The organism is Ensifer meliloti (assembly GCF_030064585.1).
Classification (GTDB): Bacteria; Pseudomonadota; Alphaproteobacteria; order Rhizobiales; family Rhizobiaceae; genus Sinorhizobium; species Sinorhizobium meliloti.
The window spans coordinates 384,313-398,502 of sequence record NZ_CP120365.1; the positions used below are offsets into that span (position 1 = coordinate 384,313).

Consider the following 14,190-nt stretch of genomic DNA (forward strand, 5'->3'; position numbering starts at 1 on the left):
GCTCGTCGACGGGGGTTCTCACCGGGGCCGCCGCACAAGCGGTCGGTCCCTATACCTCTCCGGACGGCAAGCGCCTGCCCCGCAATCTCCGCTTCCCGCCCGTCGATTGACGGCAGAGACGTTTTTTGCCCGGGACAGGAAAGCTGCGAAACGCTATTCCTTGCCTGTAGGACAGACTGAGCCGAAAACACGCCAATATTTCGGCGATCCTGCCCATGAAACCAAATGTTCATCGGCTTGCCGTCGACCGAGGTTAGTGCTTGGCTAATGCCGGCATCCGTTCCGTCCAGCGCGAGGTTTTCAATATGCCTGTTCTTCCGTCCGTGCTCGAAGCAATCGGCAATACGCCGCTGATCCGGCTCAAGGCCGTTTCCGAAGCGACCGGCTGCAACATTCTCGGCAAAGCGGAGTTCCTCAATCCCGGGCAGTCCGTAAAGGACCGGGCAGCGCTCTGGATCATCCGCCAGGCCGAAAAGGCCGGCCAGTTGCGGCCGGGCGGCGTGATCGTCGAAGGTACGGCCGGCAATACGGGGATCGGCCTTGCCGTTGTCGGCAGCGCACTTGGATACCGCACCGTCATCGTCATTCCCGAAACCCAGAGCCAGGAAAAGAAGGACGCGCTGCGCCTGCTTGGGGCCGAACTGGTCGAAGTTCCGGCTGTGCCTTACAGGAATCCCAACAACTACGTGAAGATCTCCGGCCGGTTGGCGGCCCAACTCGCCGAAACCGAGCCGAACGGCGCCATCTGGGCGAACCAGTTCGACAATGTCGCCAACCGGCAAGCGCATGTCGAGACGACCGCGCCTGAAATCTGGCGCGACACCGACGGCAAGGTCGACGGCTTCATCTGCGCCGTCGGCTCCGGCGGCACGCTTGCCGGCGTGGCGGAAGGATTGCGCGCCCGCAATGCGGCGATCAAGATCGGCATCGCCGACCCTGAGGGGGCCGCACTCTACAATTTTTATGCCCATGGCGAACTCAAGTCGAGCGGCAGCTCGATCACCGAAGGCATCGGTCAAGGCCGAATCACCGCCAACCTCGAAGACTTCACGCCGGACTTCGCCTACCAGATTCCGGATGCTGAAGCGGTGCCCTACGTCTTCGATCTCATCGAAAAGGAAGGCATTTGCGTCGGCGGCTCGACCGGCATCAACATCGCCGGCGCCGTGCGGCTTGCCCGGGACCTCGGGCCGGGACACACGATCGTGACGATCCTCTGCGACTATGGTAACCGCTATCAGTCGAAGCTCTTCAATCCGGACTTCCTGACCTCCAAGGGGCTGCCGGTTCCGGACTGGCTGAAGACCGCTTCGAACATAGCAGTGCCATACGAACCCGCTGGATAGGATTGCCATGACCGGAACCGTCACCGCCCTTTTTCGAGACGATTTTTACCTCTCGACCTGCGAAGCACGCGTGACGGCAATCCTGGAAGGCGGCGGCATCGAGCTCGATCAGACCTGCTTTTATGCGACATCCGGCGGGCAGCCGGGTGACACGGGCTTCCTCGAGCGCGAAGACGGCAGCCGCATCGACATCGTCGAAACACGGCATGGCGCGAACAAGGACGTCATCGTTCACATTTCCGCCGATGGCGCGCCCGTGCCGGCGGTCGGCGAGAAGCTGGTGCTGCACATCGACTGGCCGCGCCGCTACCGGCTGATGCGCATGCACACGGCCTGCCATCTGCTGTCGGTCGTCTGCCCCTTCCCGATCACCGGCGCAGCCGTGGGAGAGGAGGAAAGCCGCGTGGACTTCGACATGAGCGAAACGATCGACAAGGACGAGGTCACGGCAGGGCTGATGAAATTCGTCGAAGAGAACCATCCGGTCTACGTGCAGTGGATCACCGACGAGGAGCTGGCCGCCAATCCGGGCATCGTCAAGTCGAAGAATGTCCGCCCGCCGATGGGCCTTGGCCGGGTCAGTCTCGTCTGCATCGGCGAGAATTCATCGATCGACAGCCAGCCCTGCGGCGGAACGCATGTTTCCGAGACGCAGGAAGTGGGTGCGATCCACATTGCCAAGATCGAGAAGAAGGGCAAGGAAAACAGGCGCTTCCGTATACGCTTCGCGACGCCCGAAGACGGGGTTGCGGTCTAGCGCCCGTTGGGATTCAGTGCCGGTTGCGCGGCCTAGGAACCGTGCCGGAGGACAGCAATCTCTCCTCCCGTCATCCCTGTGACAAGCACAGGGATGAGGGAATCAAACAAGTCGCGGCGGGTATCCTGAATCTCAACAGGCCTTAGCGCGGGCAGCGAACTGTTCTTTTACATCAGCAAGCCAGTGGAGTGACGACGATGAATGGTGAGAACGAAAACAAGAGCCGCTTTGTCGTTTCTGCGGATTGGCTTGAACAGCGCCTCGATGATCCGTCGGTCAAGATAATCGATGCCGCCTGGTATCTGCCGGCGCAGAACCGCGACGCGAAAGCCGAATACGCCGCCGCGCACATTCCCGGGGCGGTCTTCTTCGACCAGGACGCGATCGCCGATCGGACGAGCGCGCTGCCGCACACCCTGCCCTCTCCCGAGGCATTCTCCGAGGCCGTGGGCGCAATGGGAATCAGCGAGAACGACACGATCGTCGTCTACGACGGCCCGGGGATATTCACCGCCCCGAGGGTCTGGTGGATGTTCCGAATCATGGGCGCCGAGAACGTCTTCGTTCTCGATGGCGGGATGGACGGCTGGAAAGCGGACGGCCGGCCAACGACGACCGAGGTTGCGAAACCCAGCCCGCAGGCTTTCAACGCAGTCTTCAACCCGAACGCGGTCACCTCGTTCGAGCGCATGAGGGATGTGGTCGAGCACCGGCTCTCCCAGATTGCCGATGCGCGCAGCGCCGGGCGCTTCGCCGGCGAGGAACCGGAGCCGCGGGCGGGCATGCGGTCGGGCCATATGCCAGGCGCAAGGAGCCTGCCCTCGGGCGTATTCTCCGACAAGGGCAGGTTCAAGGATCTCGATGCGCTGCGCCGAACTTTTGCGGATGCCGGCATCGATCTGACGAAGCCGGTCGTCACGAGCTGCGGCTCCGGCATAACCGCCGCCATCATCACGCTTGCGCTTCAATCCTTGGGACATAAGGACAATACGCTTTATGATGGCTCCTGGTCGGAATGGGGTAGCCGGCCGGATACCCCGGTTGCAATTGGTAAAGAGTGAGAGCCATGCCAAGGTCGAAGCCTGCCGCGATCACGGCGCACGTGACCGAACTCGAAATGACATCGCCGCCGAAGCAAAGCCTGCCGATGCCGATCAACATCCACACGGCGATCCTGCGCGTCTCGGACATTCCGCTTGCCTACTACCGCTTTCTCTATCTGCGTGTCGGAAAGCGCTGGCACTGGGCGGAGCGCCTGCGCATGAGCGACGACGATCTGGCGGCTATCCTCCACGACAAGCGAACGACGGTCATGGTGCTTTATGTGGACGGTGCGCCGGCCGGTTTCTTCGAATTCCAGCAACTGGACGATGACGTCATCGACCTCACCCATTTCGGGCTCATGGAGCACGCGCTCGGCCTGGGACTCGGCAAGTGGTTCTTGCTGCAGACCTTGTTTGCGGCCTGGGCCATGAACCCGCGCAAGGTCACGGTCACGACGAACAATCTCGATCATCCCCGGGCGCTGCAGCTTTACCAGCAGTTCGGCTTTTCTCCGGTCGCGACGCGCGAGACGGTGGTCGAGCCGCTGAGCGACGAGGAACTTCTCACCTTCGCGAAGAAGCTCTGAACGCTTTCGGATGTCGGATCCAAGCTCGGCAAGTATCGGGTGTCGTTCCCAGACACAGGTGCGCATCTTTCTCCTGAATTCAACCAATCGGGAGAAGCGCCATGAAACTCAACTACGTTGCAATGCCCGTCGAAGAGGCGGAGCGGCTAAGGCAAGGCGGGCCGGACGCCTATGGCGCCCGGCCCGAACGGCGCATTTCGGACGGCGACGGCGTTCCGTGCCGACACTGTCTTTGTAATGTCGATGAGGGCCAGCCTTATCTCGTTCTCGCCTACCGGCCGTTTTCGTCGGTTCAGGCCTATGCCGAAACCGGACCGATCTTCATCCACGCTGAAAATTGCGCCATTCACGACGGTGACTCCATGCCGCCGATACTCGCATCCAGCAAGAGCTATCTTCTGCGCGGCTACGGGGGAGATGAGCGCATCGTCTACGGCACGGGCGGGGCCGTTGATGCCGAGTACCTCGAGCAGCGGGCCGTGGAATTGCTGGCACGGCCGGACGTCGCCTTCGTGCATGTTCGCTCGGGAAAATACAACTGCTACCAGTGCCGAATCGAGGCGGCCTGAGGGGGAGCCCGGCGCATGATGGCGCCGGGCGGTTCAGCGTGTCAGGCGACGTGGAGGACGGCCTCGGGAGCGTGGGCGTCGTAGCCGAGCGCTTCGGCCACGGCGGCATTGGTGACGCGGCCTCGGTGGACATTGAGGCCGGCGCGCAGATGCCGGTCTTCGGCAATCGCCTTGAGGCCGCGGTCGGCGAGCTGCAGTCCGTATTGGAGTGTCGCATTGTTGAGCGCGTGCGCCGACGTGATCGGCACCGCCCCCGGCATGTTCGCAACGCAGTAATGCACGATGCCTTCGACCTCATAGGTAGGTTCGGAGTGCGTCGTCGCATGCGACGTCTCGAAGCAGCCGCCCTGGTCGATCGCGACATCGACAATGACGGCGCCTTTTTTCATGGCGGACAGCATTTCGCGTGTGACGAGCTTCGGCGCAGCAGCGCCGGGAATGAGTACGGCTCCGATCACCATGTCGGCGGAGAAGACCTCCTCTTCCAAGGCATCGATCGTCGAGTAGCGCGTATGGACACGGCCGTTGAAGATATCGTCGAGTTGGCGCAGACGCGGCAGCGACCGGTCCAGGATAGAAACATCGGCCCCGAGACCCGCAGCCATCTTGGCTGCATGCAGGCCGACGACGCCGCCACCGATGATCGCGACCTTGGCCGGAAGAACCCCCGGTACCCCGCCGAGCAGGATTCCGCGGCCGCCATTTGCCTTCTGGAGCGAGGTAGCGCCAGCCTGGATCGCAAGCCGTCCCGCGACCTCGGACATCGGCGCAAGCAGCGGCAGTCCGCCGCGCTCATCCGTCACGGTCTCATAGGCGACCGCCGTGACGCCGGACTTGAGAAGTCCCTGAGTCTGTTCCGGGTCCGGTGCGAGGTGAAGATAGGTGTAGAGAATCTGGCCTTCGCGCAGTTGCGCCCATTCGGACGGTTGCGGCTCCTTGACCTTGACGATCATGTCCGCTTTTTCGAAGACTTCTCTGGCTGTCGGTACGATCCTTGCACCGGCTGCGCGATAGGAGTCGTCATCGGCCCCGATCCCTGCCCCGGCCTTGGTTTCCACGACGACCTCGTGGCCGTGGGCTACATATTCCCGTACTGATCCGGGCGTAAGGCCGACACGGTATTCATGGTTTTTGATTTCCTTCGGGCAACCGACACGCATCTTTGCGTTCCTCTCCTATTTATGGGCTTTCCGCCGCGTTGATGAGGGGTCCAGCAAAGCAGATGGCATCCAGAATGTCCTTGCAAAGAAGTGCTCATCCATGCATTGGTTTCGGTGATTATTGCACAAAATTGCCACGACTCGAAAGAAGATGCGAATGACTGGCTTGGATGCTATCGATCGTTCGATTCTGCGCATTCTGCAGCAGGATGGCCGAATTTCGAACGCGGACCTCGCCGGGAGGGTCGGTCTCTCCCCGTCGGCCTGTTCGCGGCGGGTCGATATTCTCGAAAAGTCCGGGACGATCGCCGGTTACCATGCGCGCATCGCCCACAAGGCGCTCGACTACAGGATCATGGTCATCGTGCATATTTCGCTCTCCGGGCAGTTCGCCAAGACCCTTGCGGAGTTCGAAGCCGCCGTGAAGCTCTGCCCCAACGTGCTCGTGTGTTACCTGATGTCCGGGGAATACGATTACATCCTGCGCGTGGCAGCGAAGGATCTGGAGGATTATGAGCGCATCCATCGCGACTGGCTCTCGGCGTTGCCGCACGTCGTAAAGATCAATTCGAGTTTTTCGCTTCGCGAGGTCATCGATCGCCCCAATGTCGGCATCTGAGACCGTGATGCAGCGAGACGCGGCGGCAACCCCGTCTGCAAAAATCAGCCGCTTTGCGTGGCCGGGCCATTCCGCCATAGTTGCGCTTGTCTGAACGCATCGAACGCGCTTTCGAGGGGAGATCACCGATGACTGCTTTGCATCCCATTTCGCGCCGGACCCTCATCGGCGGTCTTGCCGCCACGTCGGCATTTGTCGTGCTGCATCCCTTCTCGACCCGCGCGGCTGCCAACCAGGCACATCTCAGGATCATGGAAACCACGGACCTGCACGTCCATGTCTTTCCCTACGATTACTATGCCGACAAGCCGAACGACACGCTTGGCCTAGCGCGCACCGCTTCGATCGTCGACGCCATCCGCGCCGAGGCGACGAACGCGGTCCTCGTCGACAATGGCGATTTTCTTCAGGGCAATCCGATGGGCGATTACATCGCCTACAAGCGCGGCATGAAGGAAGGCGACATGCATCCGGTCATCGCCGCGATGAACGTGCTCGGCTACGACTGCGGCACGCTCGGCAATCACGAGTTCAACTACGGCCTGGATTTCATGTTCAATGTGATCAACGGCGCAAACTTTCCGATCGTCTGCGCCAACCTGACCAAAGGCGCCATGGCCGCCGCCCCGCGCCAGGACGAGCTTTTCCTCAAGCCCTACGTAATCCTCGATCGAAAAGTGAAGGACGGCGCCGGTCAGGAACACCCCATCCGCATCGGCCTCATCGGGTTCGTACCGCCGCAGATCATGACCTGGGACGCCAAGAACCTCGAAGGCAAGGCGAATGCGCGCGACATCGTCAAAGCCGCGGAAGCCTGGGTGCCGCAGATGCGCGAGGAAGGCGCCGACATCGTCATCGCCCTCTCACATTCCGGCATAGGGCAGCAGGCCTATGCCGAAAATCTCGAAAACGCGTCCGTACCCCTGGCGGCAATCGAGGGTATCGACGCCATCGTCACCGGCCACAGCCACCTCGACTTTCCGGGACCCAAGTTCGACGGAACTCCGGGCGTCGACAATGCCAAAGGGTTGATTTCAGGAAAGCCCGGCGTCATGGGCGGCTTCTGGGGATCCCATCTCGGCCTCATCGATCTGCTGCTCGAACGCGACGGCGGCCAGTGGCGTGTGATCGGTTCGACAAGCGAGGCGCGGCCGATCTTTCGCCGGGAGGAAAAGAAGGTGATCGCCGAGGTCGGTGACAAGCCGGAAGTGCTCGCAGCCGCTCAGAAGGACCACGAGGCGACGCTTGCCTATGTGCGCACCCCCGTCGGCAAAACTTCGGCACCGCTATACTCCTATTTCGCGCTCGTTGCGGACGATCCGTCGGTGCAGATCGTGAGCCAGGCCCAGACGTGGTATATCCGCGAAATGCTCAAGGAAACCGAGCACAGCGACCTGCCGGTCCTGTCCGCCGCAGCGCCGTTCAAGGCCGGCGGGCGCGGCGGTGCCGAGTACTATACGGATGTTCCAGCGGGCGACATCGCCATCAAGAATGTCGCCGACCTCTACCTCTATCCGAATACGGTGCAGGCGGTCGTCATCACCGGCGAAGAGGTGCGCAACTGGCTCGAAATGTCCGCCGGCATCTTCAACCGGATTGCACCGGGATCGGTCGATGCAAGCCTGATCAATGGCGACTTCCCTTCCTATAATTTCGACGTGATCGACGGGGTCACCTACCAGATCGATCTCTCGCAGCCTGCGAAATACGACAAGGACGGCAATGTGGCGAACCCGGAGGCCAGCCGCATCCGTGATCTGAAATTCGATGGCAGGCCGATAGATCCCAAGCAGAGATTTGTCGTGGCGACCAACAACTACCGCGCCGGCGGCGGCGGCAATTTTCCGGGCATCGCCGGCGACAAGGTCGTCTTCGTCGCGCCGGACACCAACCGCGACGTCATCGTGCGCTACATCGTCGAACAGGGAACGATCAACCCATCGGCGGACGCGAACTGGACCTTCGCGCCGCAGAAGGACACGAGCGTGCTGTTCGACAGCGGCCCGAGGGCGCGACAGTTTCTGGCAGAGGTCAAGGCGGTGAAAATCGAGAATGCCGGCGACGGCAGCGACGGTTTCGCCCGGTTCAGAATCCAGCTCTGACGCGGGATGCGGGCGGAAAACCGAACATACTTTTCCTCACGCCCCGAGGGCCTGTTGAGATTCATCTGGAGCTTATGACGGCTGCTGCGAGATGAATGATGGCGTTCTTCCTCGCCCTCATCTCTGTGCTTGTCACAGAGATCCAGCAGCGCCGCGTCTGCGGCGCGGGAAGCGTTCTTTCAGCCCAAGGACTTGGTCTGGCTGGATTCCTGTGACGAGCACAGGAATGAGGAGATCAAACGGGCCTTAGGGCGGAATATGAGGAATCACCCGTAGGATATTGTTTGGACTGGCGATTACCGTCGCCGGATATCAGACAGGCCGCGACTGAGCGTCGTCGGAAAAGAGGGCCGCGCGCTGCTCGTCGATGATCTGGCGTCCCTTGCGCATCGCCGAGTCGATCGCGTCCTGCTCGGAGGTGAAGAGATCTGCCCGGATGAAGCTGCGCACTTTCGTTGCACCGTCCGGCATCGACTTTTCGATGCTGCCGGCAAGCCGGTACTGCGATCCCTCGCGCTGAGGCGTCGCCCGGATCACGCAATCCGCATAGTTCTCGGTCTTGCCTGCCGCAGGCTGTGCCTGCGTTTCAGAGCCGCTGGAGCGACCGAATAATTTCGAGAAAAACGATGCCATGCCTCACAGTTAGCCGTGCTCCCCGGCCCTGTCAAAGCTAAAATTGGTGAGCCCGGCGCCGGCCACTTCCCGCCTTGTCAAATGACGAAGTTGGCCAGCATCTCGTTCTCGGTGATGTCCTGGTAGCGGAGACCCGCCGCATCGAAACGCTGTTTGAGAACGGGGAAATTCTCCGCGTGTTTCGTTTCGATACCGATGAGCACGGAGCCGAAGTTTCGAGCAGACTTTTTCAGGTATTCGAACCGGGCGATGTCGTCCTCCTCTCCCAGGAGACCGAGGAAATCGCGAAGCGCGCCCGGACGCTGCGCCATGCGCAGGATGAAGTATTTCTTGAGTCCCGCATGGCGCATGGCCCGCTCCTTCACGTCCGGCAGGCGCTCGAAGTCGAAATTGCCTCCGGAAACGACCGCTACGACGATCTTGCCTTCGAGACTATCGCGGCCAAGCGCTTCCAGTGCGGTGATTGCAAGCGCGCCGGCGGGTTCGAGAACCACGCCCTCGACATTCAGCATTTCGGTGATCGTCAGGCAGATCGCATTCTCAGGCAGCAGCATCACCTGTTCCGGCGAAAATCTCCGGAGCGCAGCAAAGTTCAGGTCGCCGATCCGTGCGACCGCCGCGCCATCGACGAAATTGTCCACCTGGTCGAGCGTGACGACGCCGCCGAGTTCCAGGCTGCGCCTGAAGCTCGGCGCCCCCTCCGGTTCACAGAACAGAAAACGGTCGGCCGAGAGGCTGTCGCCCAAATACCCGGTCACGCCCGCGGCCAAGCCGCCGCCGCCGACGGGCAGGACGACGAGATCGGCAACGAGGCCGGCCGGCAATTGTTCGGCTATCTCCGCTGCAACCGTGGCTTGGCCTTCGATGATATCGTCATGGTCGAAGGGCGGCACCATGACGCCGCCGATCGCTTCCACATGCTCGCGCGCCGCCTTGTAGCATTGATCGAAAATATCGCCGACGAGGCGGATCGTGATGAATTCGGCCCCGAACATGCGCGTTTTGTCGATCTTCTGCTGGGGCGTCGTCACGGGCATGAAGACGACTCCGGGAACGCCGAAGTGGCGGCAGACGAAAGCAAAGCCCTGAGCGTGATTGCCCGCGGAAGCGCAAACGAAGGTCTTTCCGGCCGCTCCGGAGCCGAGCGACTTGCGGAAGAAATTGAAGGCGCCGCGGATCTTGTAGGAGCGCACCGGCGAAAGGTCCTCGCGCTTCAGGAAGACGGTCGCCCCATAGCGCGCGCTCAGGTGCTCGTTGAGCTGAAGCGGCGTCGGCGGAAAGATCTCGCGCATCGCCGCTGCCGCTTTTTCAACATCCTGCTTCATCACGTGACTTCACCCGTTGAGTTTGCCGATGGCAGTCGCTATTGCACATTGCCGCGCCGGAGACCATCGATTTGACACGAATCGGTCACGCACGGCACTATCGCGGCCGCTTCGGGCGATCGCCGGCCCACCGACAAACCGCTTGCAGGAAATCAAGAGCTTGAACGCGAATCTGATCCGGCATGCTGTCCATCTCGCGGCGATCCTGGGGCTCTATCTCTCCGGCGCGATGCTGATTCCGGCCCTGGTCGATCTCTATTATGGTCACCCGGACTGGCAGGTCTTCGCCGTGACCGCCTTCATGTCGGGCGCAATCTCGTCGACGACGTTCATGGCGACCCGCGCAGGTCCCCCGCCCTTCTCGAAGAAATTCGGCTTCCTGGTTGTGAATGTCCTGTGGATCGTGTTTTCGATCGTCGGCGCCATTCCACTCTGGCTTTCCTCGGTAAAGCTGGATTTTGCCCAGGCCCTGTTCGAGTCCGTCTCGGCGGTAACGACGACCGGCTCGACCGTAATCGTCGGGCTCGATGACGCGCCGCCCGGCCTCTTGCTCTGGCGGTCGCTCCTGAGCTGGTTCGGCGGCATCGGCATCGTCGTTCTCGGCCTGTTCATCATCCCCTATCTGCGTGTCGGCGGAATGTCCTTCTTCAAGATGGAATCCTCCGACACCAGCGACAAACCCTTTGCCCGGCTCGCGAGCTTCGGCCGCGCCTTCCTCGTCGTGTACGTGTCGATCACTCTGCTGTGCGCGATCAGCTATGCCATGCTCGGGATGAACAGGTTCGACGCGATCAACCACGCGATGACGACCGTCGCGACGGGCGGCTTTTCTACGCACGACGCGTCATTCGGCTACTTTTCCAGCATTCCCCTGCTCTGGGCCAGCACGTTCTTCATGACGGTCTGCAGCCTGCCCTTCTCCATCCTGATCGTGCTCGTCGTGCGCGGGCGCCTGGACGCCCTTCGCGATCCTCAGATCATCGTATTTCTCGGCTATCTCACCGCATTCTCGGTTGCGGTCGCGGCCTATCACCGGCTCGCCAACGGCGTCGAGTTCCACCTCGCGCTTACCTATGCCTTCTTCAACATCACGTCGATATTGTCGACCACGGGCTATGCGAGCGAAGATTACAGCCTTTGGGGACCGTTCGTGGTCATGGTCGCGTTCATATGCACGTTCATCGGCGGTTGTTCAGGCTCGACAGCGGGCGGCATGAAGGCCTATCGGTTCGTCGTGCTCTTCAACGCCATCCGGTCTGCCCTGAACAAGCTCGTCTACCCGAATGCGATCTACGCGGTCCGGTACGGGAAGAATACGGTCGACGCGGACGTGCAGCGCGCCATTCTGCTGTTCTTCATCACCTATATCCTGCTCTGGGTCTTCGGCAGTCTGGTCATGGGTGCCCTCGGCTATGATCTCGTCACGGCCGTGTCGGCCGTCATCACGTGTCTCTCCAATGTCGGCCCCGGCCTCGGCAGCCTTATCGGCCCTGCGGGCAATTTCTCGACACTCCAGGATCCCGAGCTCTATCTGCTGTCGCTGATGATGCTGCTCGGGCGTCTGGAGGTCCTGACCGTCCTCGTCGTGCTCACTCCGATCTTCTGGAAGCAGTAACAGCCGCCGCTCGGCTGCAGCCTTGCCTTGACTTGGTGTGCCAAATGCCGAAAGCTCAGAGCGATCGGGCATTTGGAAAGCGCGATGCCGAGATACCTGCTCCTGCTGGCGGCACTCACGAACGCCACCGTCATCCTCGCCGACACGCAGGCAGAGGCGGGTCCGCTTGCCGACGCTGCGGCGAAGGCCGAACAGCAGGCGAGCTCCGGCGATGCCGCCGGCGCCCAGGAAACCTTGCGCAAGGCCATGAGCGACTTTTCGCAGACCCTTCCCTTCGCCATCGGCAAGGCGGTCTTCGTCACAGCAGCACCGGCCGGCTTTGCAATGTACGAGCCCCGGCCCGATCCGGTATTCGAAGCCGGCGAAACGCTCATATCCTATGTCGAGCCCGTGGGACTTACCTGGAAGGAGGCAAGCGACGAGGGTAAGCTCGAGACACGCTTCACGGTCGACTTCGACATCCTGAATCCGAAGGGAGAGGTCCTCGCGAGCCAGAAGGCGTTCGGCGATTTCACCTTCAAGGGCTATCAGCGCAACCAGGAAATCTATGCGACGCTGAGGATCGACGTCGCCGGGGCACCATCAGGGAACTATGTGCTGCGCTACCGCTTCAACGACACCAACAGCGGCAGGAGCGCAAGCGTCGATCAACCATTCGAGATCTCCGGCCCTTGAGTGAATGCCGATCTTGCAGCTTTGGTGCGGACGACGGGAATCGAACCCGTACGGTTTCCCGAGGGATTTTAAGTCCCTTGCGTCTACCAGTTTCGCCACGTCCGCCCGCAGCTTAAATCAGGCACATAGGCGATTCAGTCAAGGGGATGTTTTGCCGCCGCCCTGCCTCACGTCAAGCCGGACCCGCGTCGGGCGCCGAAAGCGCCGCACCGGGCAGGTAGAGCGAAATCGGTCGGATCTCGTATACGGCGGTCGGGTTGACCCGGCGCAATTCGCGCGCCGTCTCGACGGCGGCTTCAAGGTTCGGGCAGTCGACCACGTAGAGGCCGAGCAACTGCTCCTTGGTCTCGGCAAAGGGACCGTCGATGATCATGCCGGCACCATCGCCCCGCAACGTCACGGCATCCCTGGTCGAGCCAAGCCGTGCGGCCGGCCCCAATCGCTTTTCCCGGACGAGGCGATCATTGACCTGCAGCAGATCGTCCATCAGCTTGGCATCTGCCTCCCTGGTCCAGGATTCGACCACCTCTTCCTCGTGATAGGCCAATATCGCGTAGAACATGGATCCCTCTCCAAAACCCCATACGGTGCCCGGGTCAGGCACAACGACATGCATGAAACAGTCACGCGGATGCGAAACGATCCCGAGGAACCGCACCTCATGAATCGAAGCGATTAGATCGTTTCTGCAGCGCGCGGGCAAGCCCGGCTTCTAACGGGGCGCGCACCAATCGCGCGCCTGAAGTTGGGTCAGCCGCTCGACGCGATCAAAGCTCGCCATCGGTCACCTTTGGAGGAACGCGGCCGGTGTGATGGGTCGGATTGTCCGATCCTGCGCCTTCGGCCGGTTTCTCTTTCTTTGTGGTTTGGCCTCTTCTGGCCGGCGGCTCGTCGGTGCCGGATTCCGCCGCCTGATCCGGGAGCGGCTGTGGCTCCATGTCCATTTCTTTCGGTTCCGGTTTCCATGTGGGAGACGGCATCGGCTGGTCCGTCAGATCGTCATATTTGGGATTGCTCATGGCTCGCTCCTTTCGGTCTCGCCAGATCAACCCCGGACATTTCTGAAGGTTCCTCATGGCCCTGCCGGCCCGTTCGAGGATCGGGGAATGGCATCTGCCCAAGAAATTTTGCAACCCCTGATTCGCCAGGGGTTCAATCGCGGCATGTCAATGGCAAGATAATGCAGGGCTCAAGGGCATCCTTGATGACGACTACGGAGGGTGGGGCGTGCGTTCACTGCAAGCGTTCGGCGGCATAGCCTTGCTTCCCGAAGACCTCGACACGCTGCAGCGCGTGTTCGACAAGCTGTGCCGCGAATACCGATGGCCGCGCGAGAGCGCGCAGGCTCGGCGGTTCGGGAGGATGCTGACCCGGGAATATCAGTCCGGCACGAGAGATGAGGGACTTCTTCTGCGAGCGGGACAAGCCTTCGTCAGTCAGGCCAACGCACAAAAGAAACTGGCCTGAACACAGGCCCGGCTGTGCGACGAGGGCGCCGGCAATGACCGGCTCAATGATAGTAGAAACAGTCGCAGTCGGCTCGCGTGGCGTCCTCTCCTCTCCACACCCTGACGGCCAGCTTTGACGACTCGCCGGTCTCGTCAAGCCGCAATCCCAACAGCGAAATCGCCGCCGCCTTGGGATTCGGCGCGTCTATTTCGATGACCGATCCGACCTGGTGAACGCCCAGGCGTGCAGTCCAGGTAAAGATCTGAACATTGTAATGCATGGAAATTCTCCATTTTCGGTCGCCGCCTGC

16 protein-coding genes and 1 tRNA gene are annotated in these 14,190 nt (G+C 61.4%); 10 read left to right on the forward strand and 7 right to left on the reverse strand.

Features of this window, described 5'->3' with window-relative positions:
* Positions 1–305 precede the first annotated feature (305 nt).
* The 5 genes from PZL22_RS08930 (at position 306) to PZL22_RS08950 (ending at position 4,302) form a co-directional block, all read left to right on the forward strand.
* On the forward strand, positions 306–1,346 hold the full coding sequence (locus PZL22_RS08930) for a cysteine synthase A (RefSeq protein WP_003528268.1): 1,041 nt from the start codon (positions 306–308) through the stop codon (positions 1,344–1,346).
* Positions 1,347–1,353: 7 nt separating this feature from the next.
* On the forward strand, positions 1,354–2,103 hold the full coding sequence (locus PZL22_RS08935; protein WP_284718592.1) for an alanyl-tRNA editing protein: 750 nt from the start codon (positions 1,354–1,356) through the stop codon (positions 2,101–2,103).
* A gap of 197 nt (positions 2,104–2,300) precedes the next feature.
* Positions 2,301–3,164, forward strand: coding sequence for a 3-mercaptopyruvate sulfurtransferase (sseA, locus tag PZL22_RS08940; protein WP_003528264.1), 864 nt, complete (start codon positions 2,301–2,303; stop codon positions 3,162–3,164).
* 5 nt (positions 3,165–3,169) lie between these two features.
* Positions 3,170–3,733: a GNAT family N-acetyltransferase gene (locus tag PZL22_RS08945; RefSeq protein ID WP_003528262.1), complete on the forward strand. Its 564-nt coding sequence runs from the start codon at positions 3,170–3,172 to the stop codon at positions 3,731–3,733.
* Positions 3,734–3,834: 101 nt separating this feature from the next.
* A complete protein-coding gene (locus PZL22_RS08950) occupies positions 3,835–4,302 on the forward strand; it encodes a DUF1203 domain-containing protein (protein WP_003528260.1) in 468 nt (155 codons plus the stop codon).
* A 41-nt stretch (positions 4,303–4,343) separates the two neighbouring features.
* On the opposite strand, the gene ald is transcribed toward PZL22_RS08950, so the two are convergent.
* Complete coding sequence (gene ald, locus PZL22_RS08955; protein WP_003528258.1) at positions 4,344–5,462, reverse strand: alanine dehydrogenase; 1,119 nt, start codon at positions 5,460–5,462, stop codon at positions 4,344–4,346.
* 157 nt (positions 5,463–5,619) lie between these two features.
* Between ald and PZL22_RS08960 the strand changes: the two genes are divergently transcribed.
* The gene (locus PZL22_RS08960) at positions 5,620–6,081 is read left to right on the forward strand and encodes an Lrp/AsnC family transcriptional regulator (RefSeq protein WP_003528246.1); all 462 of its coding nucleotides are present in this window, start codon (positions 5,620–5,622) and stop codon (positions 6,079–6,081) included.
* A gap of 128 nt (positions 6,082–6,209) precedes the next feature.
* On the forward strand, positions 6,210–8,183 hold the full coding sequence (locus PZL22_RS08965; RefSeq protein WP_003528244.1) for a bifunctional 2',3'-cyclic-nucleotide 2'-phosphodiesterase/3'-nucleotidase: 1,974 nt from the start codon (positions 6,210–6,212) through the stop codon (positions 8,181–8,183).
* A gap of 312 nt (positions 8,184–8,495) precedes the next feature.
* Here the strand turns inward: PZL22_RS08965 and PZL22_RS08970 are convergent, their stop codons facing one another.
* Positions 8,496–8,816: an HlyU family transcriptional regulator gene (locus PZL22_RS08970; protein WP_003528242.1), complete on the reverse strand. Its 321-nt coding sequence runs from the start codon at positions 8,814–8,816 to the stop codon at positions 8,496–8,498.
* 77 nt (positions 8,817–8,893) lie between these two features.
* On the reverse strand, positions 8,894–10,141 hold the full coding sequence (gene ilvA, locus PZL22_RS08975) for a threonine ammonia-lyase (RefSeq protein WP_003528240.1): 1,248 nt from the start codon (positions 10,139–10,141) through the stop codon (positions 8,894–8,896).
* Between the two features lie 160 nt (positions 10,142–10,301).
* Between ilvA and PZL22_RS08980 the strand changes: the two genes are divergently transcribed.
* Together PZL22_RS08980 and PZL22_RS08985 are read left to right on the forward strand one after the other, a co-directional pair.
* Positions 10,302–11,756, forward strand: a complete 1,455-nt coding sequence (locus PZL22_RS08980) for a TrkH family potassium uptake protein (protein ID WP_010969358.1) — start codon at positions 10,302–10,304, stop codon at positions 11,754–11,756.
* 84 nt (positions 11,757–11,840) lie between these two features.
* Entirely contained in the window at positions 11,841–12,431 is a 591-nt protein-coding gene (locus PZL22_RS08985; RefSeq protein WP_003528236.1) for a hypothetical protein, read from the forward strand.
* Between the two features lie 22 nt (positions 12,432–12,453).
* Here PZL22_RS08985 and PZL22_RS08990 read toward each other — a convergent pair.
* The 3 genes from PZL22_RS08990 to PZL22_RS09000 form a co-directional block, all read right to left on the reverse strand.
* Positions 12,454–12,536 (reverse strand) — tRNA-Leu (locus PZL22_RS08990).
* A 67-nt stretch (positions 12,537–12,603) separates the two neighbouring features.
* Entirely contained in the window at positions 12,604–12,993 is a 390-nt protein-coding gene (locus tag PZL22_RS08995; RefSeq protein ID WP_003528086.1) for a YciI family protein, read from the reverse strand.
* Positions 12,994–13,198: 205 nt separating this feature from the next.
* Positions 13,199–13,450: a hypothetical protein gene (locus PZL22_RS09000; protein ID WP_003528083.1), complete on the reverse strand. Its 252-nt coding sequence runs from the start codon at positions 13,448–13,450 to the stop codon at positions 13,199–13,201.
* Between the two features lie 208 nt (positions 13,451–13,658).
* Here PZL22_RS09000 and PZL22_RS09005 point away from each other — a divergent pair, with 208 nt between their 5' ends.
* Positions 13,659–13,898, forward strand: coding sequence for a hypothetical protein (locus PZL22_RS09005; RefSeq protein ID WP_003528080.1), 240 nt, complete (start codon positions 13,659–13,661; stop codon positions 13,896–13,898).
* Positions 13,899–13,941: 43 nt separating this feature from the next.
* Here the strand turns inward: PZL22_RS09005 and PZL22_RS09010 are convergent, their stop codons facing one another.
* Positions 13,942–14,160: a hypothetical protein gene (locus tag PZL22_RS09010; protein ID WP_003528078.1), complete on the reverse strand. Its 219-nt coding sequence runs from the start codon at positions 14,158–14,160 to the stop codon at positions 13,942–13,944.
* Positions 14,161–14,190: the final 30 nt, after the last annotated feature.

Coding starts and splice junctions, on each gene's coding strand:
- PZL22_RS08945 (WP_003528262.1), top strand. CDS start 3,170: ATGCCAAGGTCGAAGCCTGCCGCGATCACGGCGCACGTGACCGAACTC.
- PZL22_RS08995 (WP_003528086.1), bottom strand. CDS start 12,993: ATGTTCTACGCGATATTGGCCTATCACGAGGAAGAGGTGGTCGAATCC.
- PZL22_RS08985 (WP_003528236.1), top strand. CDS start 11,841: ATGCCGAGATACCTGCTCCTGCTGGCGGCACTCACGAACGCCACCGTC.
- PZL22_RS08970 (WP_003528242.1), bottom strand. CDS start 8,816: ATGGCATCGTTTTTCTCGAAATTATTCGGTCGCTCCAGCGGCTCTGAA.
- PZL22_RS08930 (WP_003528268.1), top strand. CDS start 306: ATGCCTGTTCTTCCGTCCGTGCTCGAAGCAATCGGCAATACGCCGCTG.
- PZL22_RS08960 (WP_003528246.1), top strand. CDS start 5,620: ATGACTGGCTTGGATGCTATCGATCGTTCGATTCTGCGCATTCTGCAG.
- PZL22_RS08965 (WP_003528244.1), top strand. CDS start 6,210: ATGACTGCTTTGCATCCCATTTCGCGCCGGACCCTCATCGGCGGTCTT.
- PZL22_RS08950 (WP_003528260.1), top strand. CDS start 3,835: ATGAAACTCAACTACGTTGCAATGCCCGTCGAAGAGGCGGAGCGGCTA.
- sseA (WP_003528264.1), top strand. CDS start 2,301: ATGAATGGTGAGAACGAAAACAAGAGCCGCTTTGTCGTTTCTGCGGAT.
- PZL22_RS09010 (WP_003528078.1), bottom strand. CDS start 14,160: ATGCATTACAATGTTCAGATCTTTACCTGGACTGCACGCCTGGGCGTT.
- ald (WP_003528258.1), bottom strand. CDS start 5,462: ATGCGTGTCGGTTGCCCGAAGGAAATCAAAAACCATGAATACCGTGTC.
- PZL22_RS09000 (WP_003528083.1), bottom strand. CDS start 13,450: ATGAGCAATCCCAAATATGACGATCTGACGGACCAGCCGATGCCGTCT.
- PZL22_RS08935 (WP_284718592.1), top strand. CDS start 1,354: ATGACCGGAACCGTCACCGCCCTTTTTCGAGACGATTTTTACCTCTCG.
- ilvA (WP_003528240.1), bottom strand. CDS start 10,141: ATGAAGCAGGATGTTGAAAAAGCGGCAGCGGCGATGCGCGAGATCTTT.